This window comes from Chryseobacterium sp. 1B4 (assembly GCF_036631475.1).
GTDB lineage: Bacteria > Bacteroidota > Bacteroidia > Flavobacteriales > Weeksellaceae > Chryseobacterium.
On the sequence record NZ_JAPNUF010000011.1, the window covers coordinates 99856 to 116636 of the forward strand.

Genomic DNA, 16781 nt, shown 5'->3' on the forward strand with positions numbered 1-16781 from the left:
ATAAAATATGAAAACAAAACAAGAATTAAAAAAATATTTCGAAAACGGAGATATTCCGGTACAGGAAGATTTCTGGGAGTGGCAGGAGTCATACTGGCATAAAGATGAAAAAATTCCGGCTGATAAACTAGACTATGATCTTACTCAAAAAGCAGATGTGACGGCATCCAATTTAACTCCGCAAAATGCACAGCTCTGGAAAGATAAAATTGAAACTCAGACGTCTATTCAGGCTCCGCAATTGAACGGAAATGTCTTGACAGTATTTTATACAGGTGAGAATGGTGTACAGCAGAGTAAATCGGTAGATTTAAACAGTTTAGTAACCCGTGATATCAGTATTGAGAATGCGGCATATGATGCCTCTCAAAATATTATTACGATTACCCAGAATGATGGTTCAGCCTTTCACATTAATCTTTCGGAATTCAGTATCATTCCAACCACCAATTCTGATGGAAGTGTAACGTTGTCCCAGGAAGGACAGGAAAAAGTCACGGTAAAAAAGGTGGCTGTAACAGGCAGCTATAATGATCTTTCTGATAAACCTGTCTTTAATGGGAATGATAATTTACAAAATGTTATCGACAGAGGTAACGGAACAACCAAACCTATTATTTTCCAACCGAATGAAGGCAGGGCCGGTGAAATAAATTTCAACCCTAACACGTATTCATTATGGTTTGGAAATATGAATCCTGACCACACAGGAACATATGGAATTGGAATTGGGTATAATACTCTTCCAAACTTAACAACCGGTCTAAGTAATATTGCCATAGGAGGTTATTCAGGCGCCAATTTAACAGCCGGAGACTGGAATACACTTGTTGGCGTAAACAGCGGTTCACTTTTAACCACTGGAAACTATAACTTAATGGTTGGAACTGAGGCAGGCAAAAACTCCACAACTGCTCTAGGATGTACTTATGTCGGAGACGAAGCAGGTGTTAAGAATATTGACGGCAAGTACAACACTACTCTAGGGATTGGCTCCGGATACTGGCTGACACATGGGGTTCAGAATACATTTGTGGGAGCTTTTGCCGGTCAGACACACGGAAAAGTTACAACTTCTGGCGCATGGGGCTCCAATACTTTTATCGGCTACAATGCAGCTTCTACTACTCATGCAATGGGCGTTTGGGGAGATAACAATGTGGTTATCGGCTGTAATGCACCATTAGGAGGTTCAACATTCAACAAACTGGTTATTGAATCAAATCCGGTAGCAAGGCGTCATGATTTTGTTACTCCTCTAATTGGTGGCGACTTTGCCGCAAGAACACTTGATTTTGACGCTGTTGTTTCTGCAAGAAGAACTCCTCTCGCCGACAGTACTTATACAAAAGTAGCTGTTCTGAATGCCGGTAATGTATTTGGGTATAAAAATTTATCAGACTTTACTGATTTTGTTCCGCTAGCCGGAACCTACGGAACTCCTGTAACCGGTAATATTCAATTCACAAATGAAGATTCGGCAGAGAGAATCATTTACAGAATAAATGAAGTTGACGGTATAAAGAATGCATTCGGCTTATCTTCAGAATCTGTAATGATGGTTTCGGGTAATTTAGATGGAACGAATGCTGCAAGCGTGGATGTAAGTAAAGAAAATGGAGTTTTCGCGTACGGCCATGGTTCACGTTTGATGCTGAGTGATGTAGGTGCCGCCCTAAGACAAACCAATGGAGGAGCCGTAAAAGGAATTTTTGCAAGCTCAACCCCTGATGAACCGGTATTTATAGAAGATGAATCGACAAAACCAAGAGGATTAAGTTCTAAAACTTATTTCGGAGACAATGCCCAGGAAAATGATTACATCCAGAAACAATATGCAGACAAACAGCATTCCTACAGTACCCATGAAGAGCTGACAGGTGGAAAATGGATCAACGGAAAGCCTGTTTACAAGAAAACCTTATATCTGGATCAGATTCCAAGGACAGGTGAAATTGATCTGAAGGCTGAATTCCCGGATCTCGAAACCATTATCTCCAACGAAATGTTTACAGAATGGTATGATCTTAAAACCGCATTTGCAGGTAACCAATGGCGAACAAAAGCCTACATCACCATCGAAAGGGAAATGGCTATCATAGAACTATTGAACATCCCTGATTATGACTATTCCCGTATCAACTCGTTTACTCTAACTCTTGAGTATACAAAAAAATAAACAAAATGCCAACAAATAATACATCAACAAAATCCGCATTTACTGTCGGAAAATCCTTAATAGGAGAAGGAATTATTAACTATAAACAAACAAACCCTATGAACACAAACAACCCATCACAAACACTTTTCAGATTCGTAAGCTTAAGAAGCCCGCAATTACCCGATGAAGATAAACAAAATAAAAAATTCATTACGATTCCGGATTCTTTAAAAAGCGACAATACATTTTATGTACCTGTAGCCTCAGGAACAAGGCCCAAGCAGGAATTGTTAAAAGAAAGAGCTGCTGTTTTTGCCCAAAATGCCAATTTTATTGCTGATATGGACGCATTGAAACAAACCTATGGTATTGTGTACGATTACGCACTTTGGCTTGCAAAAAATAAAAACACCTGTTCTTATAATCAATTTAATGGGAAAAAGAATCAGGTAAAACTATCCTCTTCTTATGCATTTCCCGATCTTATCAACTTATGGAACAACCTAATTTATCAGATTGCCACTCATAAAGACTTCTATGTTAAAGAAGGGTTGATGCAGGTTTTATTGGCAGCCCATACCCTTACCCCTGAAAATTCAGCTCCGGCCGAGGATGAATACAAAGATTTATTATCCGCAAGAGTTGTAATTCCTAGAGAACTGATGCTGGATACTCCGGATGCCAACCCTATTGGCATTACTTCAAAAATGGAGGAACAAGAATCGGGAGAAGTTACATCACCGTCCTCTTACATGGAAAAGCAGCAAAATATCCAGGAAGCTCAGGCTCTTCTTAAGAGATATGAAGTGTTAACCAAAGAGATGTCTCTTATTGAGAACAGCTATAAAAAAGAATATACACGAGAATATAAAGCCAGTGAAGAAAAACATAACGAATCCAACCAATCCATCCTTGACGAATATTATGCCCGTGTAGAAGAAGCAAGGAGAAAATATTGTGAGATCAGAAATCCTGAGTTGCCTTATGATCCTGAAGATCCTTGTAACAGACCGGAAGAAATTCCTTATCCGAAGCTTCCGAAATTTGAATTCTCGTTCCGCCCTGAAGTAGATGCGAGAACTCTTGTAAGTGGATTGAAACCCGACAGTATTGATACAGTATTATCCCTTTTAGAATATGATTTTTCAGAGCCAGAGAAAGAAAGGATTGATGACGCATCACTAATTGATAGTTTGCTGGCAGGAAGAAATACGTTCAATGAATTAAAAGACATTATTTCCAATGCTACGGAGAATGCCAATAAAGTTATTCTGGATAATATCATGGATAATTCTGAAAGCTATACAAGTATTGGTGGAGTCATTCTTCCTGTCTCAAGAGTAGAAACGATTCCTTTTACCTATCAGTTATGCCCAAGGCATATTTTAAGAAATACGTGTCTGGACTTATCTATCGATGTTCCTGATGCTTCCTGGAATGTAGCAAGTATGAGCTATACTTTCTATACCAATGCAGGACCTATTTCCGGTACTTATTTTGAAAAAAGCCGTGTTGGTAATAAGATTTTCTTAAGTAAATTATTAGGAAGCGCAACAACAGACGGTGTATACATTTCTCAAACAGAGAACTTTACAATGGATGTTAAAATCACCTTTACCAATGGTAAGGTAACGACTTTCTTCCCAAGAATTATTTCAATGAAGTCCTGCTACACCTCATCTTTCGAGTTTGTAAATGAAATTAAAGATCCTGTTCAGGAACCTGATGATTCTTATATCCCTTCCGGATTTGGATTTAAGCAAATCGGTATTGCTGACTATCTTAAAGTAGAACAGACTACCCATGCTTATGTAGAAGGGGAAGTGGCTCATATTGAAAACGTAATGGCCCGTGAGTACCGTGAAAAGGCAACAAGAAGACTACGAAGAAGCGAAAACACCACTACTACATCTTCAGATACTGAAAGAGAAAAACTTACGGACACTACTACTGCAACCAGATTTGAAATGCAGACTGAGATTGCCAAAATGATGCAGGAATCCAGAGATGCCAATGTACAGGCACATTTTGATGCCACCTGGAAAACTGGAACAGGAGCAATGGGGGCAACAATAAGTACAGGAATTGCCGGTGGGTATGCCACTCATTCTTCCAAAGAAGAAAGTACAAGACAAGCACTTACCCAAGCTCAGGATATTACAGCAAGAGCATTAGACAGAGTAGTCACAAAAGTTCATGAGGAAAGAATTGAAAAGATCATTGAAGAGTTCGAAGAGAATAACAAACACGGCTTTGACAATACCAAAGGAGATAAGCATGTTGTAGGTGTTTTCCGTTGGGTAGACAAACTTATGAAAAACCAGATCTATAATTACGGTAAGCGTCTGATGTTCGAATTTATGATTCCTCAACCTGCTAAATTACATACGCTGGGAATGACATTGGACAATTCAGCAACGAAGAGCGATCTTGTAAAACCTGAAGACCCAAGAAAAGCAAGCTATCTGCCATTAGAAAACTATTCATCTTTAGGTAACGAAGCTGCATTAAAATATTGGATAAGTAAATACAATGCCGAAATTGATGAGAGACCTGCAGAATCCTTTGCTATAAGTAAATCATTCAGTGGACGCGATGGAAACTTCGGAGGAAAAGATGATGACAAGGTTCAGATTGTAAACGGAAACGGAGAAGTTGAAGTTCCGGAAGGTTATTTATTAAAAACTGTTGATTATACTTTCCAAACCTATCCACACAGCTTTAAAGGAGCTCATCAGGCTTTCATGACCATTGGAGGGCAAGGTACTTACTGGATTTCTTCACCGAACAGTACACAGGTAAGCGGAACAACAACAACCCTGAATATCAAAAATAAACTGGAATTTAGTTTTGCTACAGGAGAAAGCCCAATTATGCAGGGTACTCTGAAACTGAATTTAGAACTTACTCCAGAAGCAAGAAATGCATGGCTTCAGAAAACATTCAAAGCCATTATTGACAGCTATGAAAAGGCTTTGGCAGTGTACGAACAGAAAATAGCGGAAGAAAAAGCTACCGGTATCCAGATTAAAGGATCCAATCCAGGATTCTATCGTCAGATCGAGAATACGGTACTCCGTAAAAACTGTATCTCTTATATGATCAACAGATCAGCCAATTCTACCCATGGCTATGGTATGGCAGGGCTAACTACCGGAAGTACCTTTACAGATTATGAAACAGACCTGTCATCAAAACTGGATAAATATACAGCTTTCCTTAAGTTTATGGAACAGGCATTTGAATGGGAAAACCTTTCTTATTATCTGTATCCTTACTATTGGGCTAATAAAACGGAATGGACAAATCTTTACCAGGCTGAAGATGTAGACCCGTTATTCAGAGCATTCCTGCAAAGTGGTATGGCAAGAGTTGTTGCTACGGTACGTCCGGGATTTGAAGATGCCGTTCAGTTCTATATGGCAACAGGTAAAATCTGGAATGGAGGCGAAGTTCCTGTCATTGGAGATTCTCTTTATCTATCTATTGTAGATGAAATGAAACAGCCTAAAGGCATAAAACAAGGAAAAGCCTGGATTACCAGACTTCCAACTCCATTAAATATTCTTCAGGCTGAAAGCATCGGCTTAAAAGTAGCGCATGCTTTACCATTTAGTGCTGAAGATCCTAACGAGTTTGAAGTGCCGGGAGAGGTGATCACGGAAAGTAACTTCGTGAAAGATAATTCTTTAATGGGAAACAAATCCAGCATAAAACAGATCCAATTCTCTCTGAAAGAATTAGATAATACAGGCTCGTATAATACCATTGGAGATCTTGACCAGGCAGGGAGTTTCCTAGAAAATACGAATGCATGGGACAAACCATTGAGGTTGTAAGAGACGCAACATGGGCCAAAACAGATTCTCTAGTGAAGGTTTATGGAGCTTTAGCTTCCGGACTTTCAGGAATAGATGGCATTGAAGCTTTTGCCAATACCGAGAATGGAGTTACGATCCGAGTGGACATAGACAAAATCAAAAATTTCAAATTTGTCAAACCTCCTTATACAGAAATGTCAGACACATTAGCCTTTACAACGGATGGAATTACTTTCCTGAAATTTGCTGATGATTTCTTCACCGGTTCATCCAACCGACTTTTTGACAAAGACGATAAGCTGGTTGATGCCCAAGAATATGCTGAAAAGCTCTCTCTATCAAGATTTTTAATTTAATCTAAAAACAAAAAACCATGAGCCGGGTAAAACCCGAGGCTATCTGGCAGCACGATAAAGTGCTGCCTTATATCCTCACGACCTTAAAGGACAAGATTGATGATATTACTGCTGTAGAAAAGATATTTCTTTTCGGAAGCAGAGGCAGGGTACCATTTGATAAATGGGACACGCTGGAAGGAAAAGACTGGGATGTTTTGGTACAGGCTAAATGCAAACTTAAAAATGCCCACACACTCCTTGATAAAGATTACTATCTGGATCTTCTCGTATTGGATGAAGAAACAATTCAGAAGCATTATTACAACAATAAGCTTACGATGATTTTTCCGGGAAATGAATTATCATCCGTAAATTCTAAAATCAACGAAAATGACTGATTTTGAACAAATCATTGAGTTTCTCAGGCTCTATCGAAGGTCTGAAGAAAGTGCAAAAAATGCGTTGCCTCCCACTGAAGTTCTTTTAACACCTTTAGATGATGGTAATGCTTATAATGTCAATAAGAACATTTTTGAAACAGACTTTAATAAATACAAACGAATTTTTGGTATTCTGAATAGCCATAATGCTGAAGCCATTTATCTGCTGAAAACCGGCGGAAATAATAAATATTATGTAAAGACCCTCAATGGAAAATATTTCAATCTTTTAGATGAAACCACTGAAACTATATCAGATGAATGGCTTATCGAATTTCCTATAGAATTTGGAACTAGTTCCTACATTTATGATACCGTTAAAAATCTAGTTGTCATTTATTCTGAAAGTCTAAAGGCTGTAACCATTTTTCCAGACAATATATACTATGACCCCAATGGAAAATATCTGAAAGATTTAGAAAATGACACCTATACTTACGATTATACTGATCATGTGACAACTTTTGGGAAAATTATAAAAATATTGTTTGATGATGAACAATATTTATGGAATAATCCGGAAAGAAGGTTCAGGTTCTGAAATCTGAAAAGGAAGGCAGAATGACTTTGATTCCCTTTCTTCAGATAGAATATGGGCTAAAGAATTTCATATTAAAATACAGATATTATGAAAAAGGATACAGACCCAAGTTCTTCCTATATGATGACGAATGCTCCATTATATTAAAATTTACAAGTATCGGCGGGATACTTACTTTTTTAGATCAAACCCTGTTTAGTGAAGGGTTCTCCTTAGAAAAAGGAGATAACAGCAATCCCCAGCGAGATTCTTTCAGAGATCAGTTTATGAACCAGGTTATACATAAAATAGAAGACAGTATTAAAAGTAAAAGTACCCTTGCTTACTATGATGCCATGAAAACGCTGTTTTATTTACCGGAATCTGTAGCTGTAATGTTTAATGAAGACTTCCTATGGAAACTTATGGAAATGGCTGTAAGAAGGGATAGCCTTACAAATAAAAAAGATCTTGCGGAAGAAAACATTTTTATAAAACTCATAAAAATTATTCTGCAAAAAGAAGGACAGGAAGTAAAACTCATGAATTGGTTCCTAGAGACAATAAAGGACGGAGACAAAAATATTTCCAAGTTTGAATTTATTTATGACAGGATCAATGGTGAAAATTTCATGGAATTTGCAAAACTGATCAGCCAGGTATGGAAAAAGTCAAGGTTCATATATCCGGATACAGAAAAAATCCTGAATTTGCAACTACCGACGGCCTTTTATTCCTTCCTTATGCCTCTGAAAAAGCTTTCGGGTTTTATTTCAGTAATGTAAGTATGTCTTTTGAGACCCATCAGCAAAAAGGAAGGCTGATAAAAACTTTATATGATACGGGAAAAACAGAAATTGAAATGAGGCCAGGTCTGAAGACTGATAATCTAGTGCCTACGCAGGTTCCTATTATAGATCAGTTCTGGTATCATCCTTTTTATCCTATCTATCTTAAGGATATTGAAAATCAGGAAACAGAAATGAAGCTGGATTCTGTTGTCCCAGCCTTTATGTTGAAAGCCAACCGTGACAAACAGTTCTGGAGTAACGTCATTACAAGCGCAGAATATGTTGCAGATATTTTAACTACCGTTTCCGGAGTAGGAAACATTGGAAAATTCAGATATCTGGCAAAATTTGCAGCGAAGGCAGAGAAGCTTAGATTTGTAAGTAAAGCAGGAAGAGCCGTAGCGAATGTAAGAAAGGCCGTAGCAGCAACAGCAGCCGTAGTAGAAATTACCAGCGGTACAGTCAATACATTACTGAAACTTTCCGGAGCAAGAGATGCCTCATGGGGCAAATCATTATCTGAGTATTTATTTTGGCTGGAATTATTATCTTTATCCGGTGAACTTTCTGTAGCAATTCATAATGGATTGAGAAAAAGTGCTAAAGAAATTCTGGAGCATGAGGATGAAATCAGAAAATCTGCAAAGAATGCTGAGGAAGCAAAACAGATTGATCATGCTTTAGAAGAACTAAAACACGAGGGAGGGCATATAGCAGGTGAATCATTATTTGCAACTCGTGATGCAGAAAAGGTTAAAGCATTTCGAGAAGGGTTAAAAAAATTCTCAGAAAAAGTTAAAAATCCTTTTGACCATATACAGGAAGCAATGCCTTACTTTAACCATTATTTAAAAGATGATATAATAGCTCAAGTACATAAGTATAATTGTGGAAATGTAGTAGAATCTGTGATTAATTTCCTCAAAACTGGAGAGTTGAAATTAGCAAAGGAATCGGGATACCAAACATTTGAAAAAGTTGCCCCAAAATTTGGAGGAGGTCACTTTCAGCCAGCCAGACCATTTGGTAGGCTAAAGGAGTTGATGAAAGAAGGAGAGATTGCAGTTATCTATGGAGTAAAATCTGTAGAAAACGTAAAGGGTCCTGGAGGAATAATTGGCCAATCCACTAAGGGGCATTATTTTGTAGGAATGAAGAAAGGAGGAGAATTACATCTATTTGATGGCCAGACAGGAGAATATGTCGTTTTTGCTTTAAAAGACGAGAAATTTGCTAAATTTATAGAAAGTAAATATACTAAGCAGTATGCATCCGAAAAAGAGGGAGGATTTAAGTATTTAATTGTAAGGTAATAAAAATATAAAATATGTTAACAGAAAAAGAAATGCTCATCATAGCAGAACGTTTTTTAAAAAAACTAGGTGAAGGAGGAGAAAATATTGAAGTAGTTATAGATAAAGTTATTATAACGCCATATGGTAATGTATACTCGTATGATTCTAAAGAATATCTTTTAACAGGTGATTTTAATAAGTCATTAGTAGGTAATGGACCATTTTTAGTAGAAAAAAAGCGGGAAGGGTGGTTACTTTTAGTACGTCAGGTAATCTGGAAGACCAATTAAAAGCTTATGAAAATAATACTTTACCATTATGTTTAACAGGTTATTGGTATCCTGATGAAGACAGATTTGATTATAAATAATTATTAGATTTACAAAAAAACAAAAGAGTATAACTCTTGAGTAAACCAGCAGTATCTTTACTGCTGGTTTTTTATTGACCTGATCATTATATGATTTATAAAAATTTAAGAGGTAGTGTCTATTTAATTGGATAATTATTTTAAGATTGAAAATCTTATTGAACACAATTGGAATTAATGTTTAGAATGGAATCCAGACACTAAAGAATGGGTAAAAGAGTATTGATATAAAGCTTGATAACTATCTTGCTGGAATGGAATTTAAAAATGAGTTAAAAAAATTAAATATACATTATTAAAAATATGAAACCGACAAAAGAACAAATCATACAAATAGGATTAAAAGTAGTTGATGATGTCTTTAAAGAAGCTTATAATTTGCAAACGGCTTCAGCAACAAAAGATAAAGTAAAAGTATATTCATTAGGCAATGATGGATATTATGAACATGACGGATGGCATTTTAGTGTGAATAGTAAAGAAAAATATGATAATGAATATAAATCTTTTTTTATATACTTTTTAGATAGTGGAGTTCCTCTTCATATGGCCTCTTTTTTAGGAGATGACAAACCGAGGTTTGTTTATGCTATAAAAGATAAAAATGATAAATACACTGTTGTTGATGAAGATAAATATTTTAAACATCAAAATTTTGACTTTAAAAATTTTGTAAGGAAGAATTTTTAACACACTTCCAATAAGTTTATATAACAAAACTTTACTACAAAAATAAAACACGACACGTTTTGTCGCATGAACCGCATATATTTGTCTTATAAAACTTTACCATGAATCGCAGCGCTGCTGCACCTAAAAATAGAGAAATGAAAAAAGATTTTTATCTGACAAGATATGCCTTAATTATTAAAAGATTAGAAAGTTCTCCGGCTACTTATTCCCAGCTGGAGGACTATCTTTAAACTCTTTTGAATTCCAGGATGCAGGAATCAAGAGCTACTCTATCCGTACTCTGCAAAGGGATATCCGGGAGATTTCAGATCTTTTCAATCTCTCCATTCATAACAAAAAGAAGGGTGACAACCGGTATTATATCGAGAGCCGCCCGATTATGGAAGTGGATGAATACAATCAGAAACTTCTTGAGTCCTTTCAGGTAAGCAATGCGCTGAACCTTCACCCGGATTTTTCAGATTTTATCTTTTTTGAAAGCCGTAAACCAACGGGTGTGGAACATTTTTATGACCTGTTCTTTGCCATCCGCAATAAAAGAGTGGTGACTTTTGAACACTACAATTACAAAAACAAACTGATGACCTCCAGGAAAGTGCATCCTTTGGCTTTAAAAGAATCTAAAGACCGATGGTATCTTATTGCCATCGATACAAAAGATAAAGTTTTAAAATCGTTCGGGCTTGACAGGATCAATTATCTTGATGTGGCTAAAAATCAGTTCAGGGAGAAATACAAATACAACTTCAGAGAGCATTTTAAAAATGCATTCGGAGTCATGAATCTGGCAGAACAGAAACCACAGAATATCGTATTGAAATGCAGCCGCCATCAGGGAGAATACATCAGAAGTTTCCCACTTCATCAATCCCAGAAAGAGACCAAAGAAACTCCGGATGAAATCTATTTTGAGTTCTTCCTCCATCCTACTTATGACTTTATGCAGGAGATTCTTTCTTATGGAAAAGAAGTAACCGTTCTGGAGCCGAAAGCTTTAGTTGAAGAAATCCGCAATCATTTACAGGAATCTTTGAACCGTTATCTTGAAAGCTGATCATAAAGGACTTATTTCATATTTTTTGTTATATTTACATAAATATACCCTTATTGAAAACCTTATTCATTGGCATCAGCTGTTTTATTTCTACCTTTTTTCTCGCACAGCAGAAAGAAGAGTTCAGGCTTGTAAAGAGTTATTATAACCAGCACAGGAACATGCTGAACAAAGAATTCAAAAAGAAATTTGATGCCGAGTCCAATGCCGTAAAAAAAGCAGAGATTAAAGGTGATTTTCTTTTTTTCATGAAAAAAATGGACAGCATTGAAAATAATGCACTGATTGGAGCTTTATTAAAAGTCAGAAATCTGGAAGACCTTCAGACCATCAGGAATCCCGGTTTTCAGACCTCACCTGGAAAGTTTACAGACGCTGAAAAGATTGCAGATTACCCGGGCGGGATCAATTCTTTGAGGCAGGAAGTTGCCAATCTCCTGTATGTTGACGGGGTATATTCTGAAGAAAAAACGATAAAAACGGATGTGGATTTTATTGTCGAAAAAGATGGAACAGTCAGCAATGTTCATGCACAGGGTAATAATTTCACCTTTAACAGGCAGGCGGAAATTGCCCTATATTCTCTGGCAGAAAAATTTTCTCCGGCAACGATAAAAGGCGATCCTACTACCTATCGTTTCAAACTTCCTTTAACTTTAACGATAACGGACTAAATGTTTACAGACGAATATTATATGAAAATGGCATTGCAGGAAGCAGAAGCCGCTTTAGAAAAAGATGAGGTCCCTATCGGGTGTGTGGTGGTTTCCAACAACCGGATTATTGCAAGAGCCCATAATCTCACCGAAACATTGAATGACGTCACTGCCCATGCAGAGATGCAGGCCATAACTTCGGCAGCTAACTTTCTTGGAGGAAAATATTTAAAAGACTGTACATTGTATGTAACCATGGAACCTTGTGTCATGTGCTCAGGAGCGCTTTCCTGGTCTCAGATTTCCAAAGTTGTCATTGGAGCACGCGATGAACAGAGAGGGTTTATCAATAAACATCTTTCTCTCCATCCGAAAACAGAAGTTATCACAGGCATTATGGAAGCAGAATGTTCCTCTATTGTTAAAGAATTCTTCAAAAGTAAACGATAATTTAAAAACACAAAGCCGGAGAATAGTTAAATATTCCCGGCTTTTATTTATAATTTTTATACTGTTAAAACTTCTTCTACTCTTTTACAATACAGTATCTTACCAGATCAAAATATTCTCCATCCTTTTTCACCTCCTGTATGAGAACAGCCTCCTGCTTCATTCCTATTTTCTCCATAATTCTTCCGGAAGCGGGGTTATGAGGGAAATGAGTAGCAAAGATCTTATGAAACTCCAATTCATTAAAACCAAAATCTATCAGGGCTTTTGCAGCCTCGGTTACATACCCTTTATTCCAGTAAGGAATTCCTATCCAGTAGCCTAATTCCGCTTTATCATCATCCTGATCGTGAAGCCCAATCGCTCCAATGATCTGCCCCTCTTTATTCCTGATTCCAAAAATATATCCGGTATGATTATCAAAGGCTTCCTTAGACATTTTCAGCCACATCCGGGCATCATTTTCTACATAAGGATAAGGAATATTAGAGGTAAGATCAGAAAAATTCTATGCTGGAGGTATTCAACGATAAAGGGAATATCCTTCTCCTCCAGTTCTGATAGAATAAGCCTTTCTGTCTGTATAATCGGAAATTTTTTCATTATTTTAAAATTAAGGTTGAGGTGAAGATTAAGGTATTACCCGGATTCAACCTGAACCTTACTCTTTTATTTATAAATCTTTCCCAAGGAAATAAAGTCCTTTCAGGGTGTGAAGCCTGTCCATCACATGAATTTTATCTGTCAAAGGTTTATAGATATGAGAAACTCCTCCTGTTGCAACGACAAAGCAATCATCATTTACTTCTTCATTGATACGGCTGACAAAGCCTTCTACCATTCCCAGGAAGCCATATACCATTCCGCTTTGCATACAGGTTACGGTGTCCAGGCCCAGGACAGATTTCGGCTTCTTCAGTTCGATATCCGGGAGCTGAGCGGTTTGGTTGATCAGAGAATTCAGAGAAGTAACAATTCCGGGAGCAATAATTACGCCCAGGGTCTCTCCATTTTCCGCTACACAACTTGCCGTAAGAGCAGTTCCGAAATCGATAATAATCTTTTTCTTACCAGGATATAAATTATGTGCAGCTACAAGGTTCGCATAGATATCGGTTCCCATCTGCTTGGATTTAGCCTGTACTGCTGAAGGAGTATTGCGGTCGACAACTACAGGAGTGGTTCCGTGAATTTTTTTGATTCCTGAGCTCATTACTTTGGTAAGCTGAGGAACTACTGATCCGATGATAACCTTATCGATTTCTTTGGGTTCAATTTTATAAGTCTGATAAAGCATCAGCATCTGCACATAAAGTTCGTCTGCTGTTCTGTATGGTTTTGTATTGATTACCCACGAAATATCACAATTATCACCATTGAAAAGACCAAATCTGATATTGCTGTTCCCTACGTTGATTACGATTGAATTCATTGACATATTTTTCAGAAGAAATTCATGATATATAATTGAAATTCCTGCTTGATTTTGAGGGATTAAATTTAATCATTTTAAAAAAAGAACCTGTCATTATCAAAACTAAATTACAATAACACCCTTATTTTTTCTTTCTCCGGAACAAATCAGTATATTTAAAACACAATATTATTATTCTGGCTATCTCATGAAAAAACTGATCCTTTGTACTTTACTATGCTTCAGCACCTGTATTTTTGCGCAATCCGGCAACTCAATGGCAAGCGTTTTACAAAACATAAAGAGTCATTCAAAAATTGATTCCCAGGATAGGGCAGTGTATAACCTGATGGACGAATTTTATCAAAAAAATCTTCAGGCTGACAATGATGAAGTAACTCCCGAACTGGCACACAGAATTCAAAAAGCAGTTTCTGATCCTAATACCAAAAATATACACCTGCTTTACCTTCTTCTGATGTATCAGCAGCATATCAGCCAGACTGTAGCGGAAGGAAAAATTCAAATCCTGTATTTCAGATTGAAACCATGAATCTCCTGGAAAGTGAAACAAAAGAAGTATATGGAAAGGTCCCGGCAATCATTTACATTTTTAAAGCAGAGGCCTTGGATAGCGGCTCCAAAAAAGAAGAAGCAAAAATTACGGTCGCAAACGGTTTGAAAGAATATCCGGATTCTATTCCTTTAAAGGTTTACAGTTATTTAAATACCCAAGATGAAGCTTTGAGACAGGATCTCATCCAAAATCATCCCAATCACTGGATGGTACAGCAATTTGGAATAAAATAAAAAATCCACAGACTCATCTGTGGATTTTTCTTTGTATCTGTTTATCGTTATTTCACCTCTACAAAATTATTTTCCATATTCACATCTGCAATTCTCTGGCTGAAATCAATTCCCAGAACAGATAACTGAGATTTTGTATAAGGAATAGTAAGGGTATATTCTTTCTGAGTCCATGGCCAGTAAGGCATTGTTTTAAACTCACCATACACATCTTTTTCTTTCCATGTATGAGTCATATTCATTGGGATCTGATAGGTAACAATTTTCTTATCCGTTGTCATCACTCCGAAATCAATCGGCATTGGTACCTGACCATTATTAACAAGGGTAATCGTAGTTGATTTTGCGTCGTACTTTACATCCTTAATTCCGTAATCAATGGTTTTTGTCGTATTGATCCAGTAATTGTGGAACCATTTCAGATCCATCCCGGAAACTTTCTGCGCAATATGAAGAAAGTCCCTGTCTGAAGGATGCTTCATACTCCACTGGTCATAATATTGCTTCAGGGTTTCGGCAAGATTCTGCTCTCCCATAATGTATCCAAGCTGCACCAGATACAATTCACCTTTTACATAAGAAGCAAAGGTATAAGATGTACCGTTATCGTGATGATCCCCTAACCAAACTGCAGGTTCTTCAATTCCTTTTTTAACGAACTTTCTGTAAGCATCTAATCTTTCAACAAAAGGATTCGGCAGATCTTCAGGGAATAGCTGATACATCGTATAACCTTCCGCATAGCTTGTGAACCCCTCATCCATCCATGGGCGTACCGACTCATTGGTGGCAAGCATCTGCTGATACCAGGAGTGGGATCCTTCGTGAGCCATTAAGCCCATTAAATCTTTAATGCTTTTGGCTTCCCCTAAAATCATGGTACACATCCCATACTCCATTCCGCCATCTCCTCCCTGGATAAATGCATAGGTAGGATATACATATTTTCCGAAATGGGAATTCATGATCTGAAAATACTTGGTGATATAAGGCTGTGCTTCACCCCATGCTTTTGTTTTATCATTTTTCTGATATACCAGATATACTTTCGGGCCTTCCGGAACATTGAAGCTTTCTACAGCATAATCTCTGTCTGCACTCCATGCAAAATCAAGGATGTTTTTTGCGGTCCATTTCCAGGTTGCTTTTTTATCTTTTTCAGTTTTTACTTTAGCATTGGAATCATATCCTTTTACTTCCGCCGGATTCTCAAGAATGCCTCCCGCTCCTACTACATAATCTTTATTGATTTTAATGGTAACATCAAAATCGGAGAACGGCGCATGAAATTCTCTTCCCAGATAATCAAAAGTTGCCCAGCCGTCATAATCGTATTCTGCAATTTTCGGATACCATTGCGTCATTGTCATGTCAACTCCTTCTTTGTTATTTCTTCCGCTTCTTCTGATCTGCTGAGGAATCACGGAATCCCAATCCATTGTAAAGGTAGTGGTAGAATTCGGTTTGATAGGTTCAGCCAGATACACTTTCATAATGGTTTCCTGAACTTCAAATTTCAGATCTTTCCCATTCTGCTTAATCCAGTGAATATTCTGAGCACCTTCCTGATCTTTCGGAATGGAAGCAAGTCTTGAAATGCCATCTTTCTGCAGTCTTGAGTCTCCGTTTTTCCCTGGGAAGCCACTCTCTGATCCATCATGGAATTAGGTTTGAAAGCATTCCAGTATAAATGAAAATAAACCACATTCAGCTCATCCGGTGAATTGTTGGTGTATTCTATCGTTTGTTTTCCCTGGTAGGTAAATTTTTCAGCATTGACATCTATATCCATCTTGTACTTCGCAGCCTGCTGATAGTAAGCTCCTTGCTGAGCCTGAAATTGTGAAATGATAAACGCAAAAATGATTGCAGCCGATTTTCTCATTTAAAATTTTATTTTTTCTAAAGGTAGGTAATTTAAATAAGAACCTCAAATAGGAGTTATTTTGAGATTTTATTCTGTTTAAT

General features: G+C 37.2%; 16 protein-coding genes and 1 pseudogene. 14 read left to right on the top strand and 3 right to left on the bottom strand.

Going from position 1 to position 16781, the window contains the following annotated elements:
• Positions 1-7 precede the first annotated feature (7 nt).
• The 12 genes from OWR28_RS22465 (at position 8) to OWR28_RS22520 (ending at position 12589) form a co-directional block, all read left to right on the top strand.
• Positions 8-2179 (top strand): hypothetical protein, encoded by a 2172-nt coding sequence (locus OWR28_RS22465; protein ID WP_332388604.1) that lies wholly within the window; start codon positions 8-10, stop codon positions 2177-2179.
• A gap of 5 nt (positions 2180-2184) precedes the next feature.
• Entirely contained in the window at positions 2185-6000 is a 3816-nt protein-coding gene (locus OWR28_RS22470; RefSeq protein WP_332388605.1) for a hypothetical protein, read from the top strand.
• Complete coding sequence (locus OWR28_RS22475) at positions 5976-6338, top strand: hypothetical protein (protein WP_332388606.1); 363 nt, start codon at positions 5976-5978, stop codon at positions 6336-6338. Before OWR28_RS22470 ends, OWR28_RS22475 begins: the two co-directional genes overlap by 25 nt.
• A 17-nt stretch (positions 6339-6355) precedes the next feature.
• Positions 6356-6718 carry a hypothetical protein gene (locus OWR28_RS22480; protein ID WP_332388607.1) on the top strand — a complete coding sequence of 121 codons (363 nt, stop codon included), beginning with the start codon at positions 6356-6358 and terminating at the stop codon, positions 6716-6718.
• Positions 6711-7301: a hypothetical protein gene (locus OWR28_RS22485; RefSeq protein ID WP_332388608.1), complete on the top strand. Its 591-nt coding sequence runs from the start codon at positions 6711-6713 to the stop codon at positions 7299-7301. The genes OWR28_RS22480 and OWR28_RS22485 overlap by 8 nt, the downstream gene beginning before the upstream one ends.
• 20 nt (positions 7302-7321) lie before the next feature.
• The gene (locus OWR28_RS22490; RefSeq protein WP_332388609.1) at positions 7322-8065 is read left to right on the top strand and encodes a hypothetical protein; all 744 of its coding nucleotides are present in this window, start codon (positions 7322-7324) and stop codon (positions 8063-8065) included.
• A gap of 197 nt (positions 8066-8262) precedes the next feature.
• On the top strand, positions 8263-9384 hold the full coding sequence (locus OWR28_RS22495; protein WP_332388610.1) for a hypothetical protein: 1122 nt from the start codon (positions 8263-8265) through the stop codon (positions 9382-9384).
• 14 nt (positions 9385-9398) lie between these two features.
• Entirely contained in the window at positions 9399-9656 is a 258-nt protein-coding gene (locus OWR28_RS22500; protein WP_332388611.1) for a YrhB domain-containing protein, read from the top strand.
• A 383-nt stretch (positions 9657-10039) separates the two neighbouring features.
• Positions 10040-10426: a hypothetical protein gene (locus OWR28_RS22505; protein ID WP_332388612.1), complete on the top strand. Its 387-nt coding sequence runs from the start codon at positions 10040-10042 to the stop codon at positions 10424-10426.
• 382 nt (positions 10427-10808) lie between these two features.
• Complete coding sequence (locus OWR28_RS22510) at positions 10809-11483, top strand: WYL domain-containing protein (RefSeq protein ID WP_332388613.1); 675 nt, start codon at positions 10809-10811, stop codon at positions 11481-11483.
• A 53-nt stretch (positions 11484-11536) separates the two neighbouring features.
• Positions 11537-12157 carry a hypothetical protein gene (locus OWR28_RS22515; protein ID WP_332388614.1) on the top strand — a complete coding sequence of 207 codons (621 nt, stop codon included), beginning with the start codon at positions 11537-11539 and terminating at the stop codon, positions 12155-12157.
• Entirely contained in the window at positions 12158-12589 is a 432-nt protein-coding gene (locus OWR28_RS22520; protein ID WP_120232447.1) for a nucleoside deaminase, read from the top strand. It begins immediately after the preceding gene.
• Positions 12590-12665: 76 nt separating this feature from the next.
• On the opposite strand, the gene OWR28_RS22525 is transcribed toward OWR28_RS22520, so the two are convergent.
• Together OWR28_RS22525 and OWR28_RS22530 are read right to left on the bottom strand one after the other, a co-directional pair.
• Entirely contained in the window at positions 12666-13040 is a 375-nt protein-coding gene (locus tag OWR28_RS22525) for a GNAT family N-acetyltransferase (RefSeq protein WP_332388615.1), read from the bottom strand.
• Positions 13041-13262: 222 nt separating this feature from the next.
• Complete coding sequence (locus OWR28_RS22530; RefSeq protein WP_332388616.1) at positions 13263-14021, bottom strand: type III pantothenate kinase; 759 nt, start codon at positions 14019-14021, stop codon at positions 13263-13265.
• A gap of 259 nt (positions 14022-14280) precedes the next feature.
• Between OWR28_RS22530 and OWR28_RS22535 the strand changes: the two genes are divergently transcribed.
• Together OWR28_RS22535 and OWR28_RS22540 are read left to right on the top strand one after the other, a co-directional pair.
• Entirely contained in the window at positions 14281-14556 is a 276-nt protein-coding gene (locus tag OWR28_RS22535; protein ID WP_332388617.1) for a hypothetical protein, read from the top strand.
• The gene (locus OWR28_RS22540) at positions 14553-14813 is read left to right on the top strand and encodes a hypothetical protein (RefSeq protein WP_332388618.1); all 261 of its coding nucleotides are present in this window, start codon (positions 14553-14555) and stop codon (positions 14811-14813) included. Before OWR28_RS22535 ends, OWR28_RS22540 begins: the two co-directional genes overlap by 4 nt.
• Before the next feature lie 47 nt (positions 14814-14860).
• Here the strand turns inward: OWR28_RS22540 and OWR28_RS22545 are convergent.
• Positions 14861-16698, bottom strand: a pseudogene (locus tag OWR28_RS22545) (M1 family metallopeptidase).
• Positions 16699-16781: the final 83 nt, after the last annotated feature.

Excerpts from the sequence above, each read along its gene's own strand:
- OWR28_RS22465 (WP_332388604.1), top strand. The coding sequence starts at position 8 with ATGAAAACAAAACAAGAATTAAAAAAATATTTCGAAAACGGAGATATT.
- OWR28_RS22470 (WP_332388605.1), top strand. The coding sequence starts at position 2,185 with ATGCCAACAAATAATACATCAACAAAATCCGCATTTACTGTCGGAAAA.
- OWR28_RS22475 (WP_332388606.1), top strand. The coding sequence starts at position 5,976 with ATGGGACAAACCATTGAGGTTGTAAGAGACGCAACATGGGCCAAAACA.
- OWR28_RS22480 (WP_332388607.1), top strand. The coding sequence starts at position 6,356 with ATGAGCCGGGTAAAACCCGAGGCTATCTGGCAGCACGATAAAGTGCTG.
- OWR28_RS22485 (WP_332388608.1), top strand. The coding sequence starts at position 6,711 with ATGACTGATTTTGAACAAATCATTGAGTTTCTCAGGCTCTATCGAAGG.
- OWR28_RS22490 (WP_332388609.1), top strand. The coding sequence starts at position 7,322 with ATGACTTTGATTCCCTTTCTTCAGATAGAATATGGGCTAAAGAATTTC.
- OWR28_RS22495 (WP_332388610.1), top strand. The coding sequence starts at position 8,263 with ATGAAGCTGGATTCTGTTGTCCCAGCCTTTATGTTGAAAGCCAACCGT.
- OWR28_RS22500 (WP_332388611.1), top strand. The coding sequence starts at position 9,399 with ATGTTAACAGAAAAAGAAATGCTCATCATAGCAGAACGTTTTTTAAAA.
- OWR28_RS22505 (WP_332388612.1), top strand. The coding sequence starts at position 10,040 with ATGAAACCGACAAAAGAACAAATCATACAAATAGGATTAAAAGTAGTT.
- OWR28_RS22510 (WP_332388613.1), top strand. The coding sequence starts at position 10,809 with ATGGAAGTGGATGAATACAATCAGAAACTTCTTGAGTCCTTTCAGGTA.
- OWR28_RS22520 (WP_120232447.1), top strand. The coding sequence starts at position 12,158 with ATGTTTACAGACGAATATTATATGAAAATGGCATTGCAGGAAGCAGAA.
- OWR28_RS22525 (WP_332388615.1), bottom strand. The coding sequence starts at position 13,040 with ATGTGGCTGAAAATGTCTAAGGAAGCCTTTGATAATCATACCGGATAT.
- OWR28_RS22530 (WP_332388616.1), bottom strand. The coding sequence starts at position 14,021 with ATGAATTCAATCGTAATCAACGTAGGGAACAGCAATATCAGATTTGGT.
- OWR28_RS22535 (WP_332388617.1), top strand. The coding sequence starts at position 14,281 with ATGGCAAGCGTTTTACAAAACATAAAGAGTCATTCAAAAATTGATTCC.
- OWR28_RS22540 (WP_332388618.1), top strand. The coding sequence starts at position 14,553 with ATGAATCTCCTGGAAAGTGAAACAAAAGAAGTATATGGAAAGGTCCCG.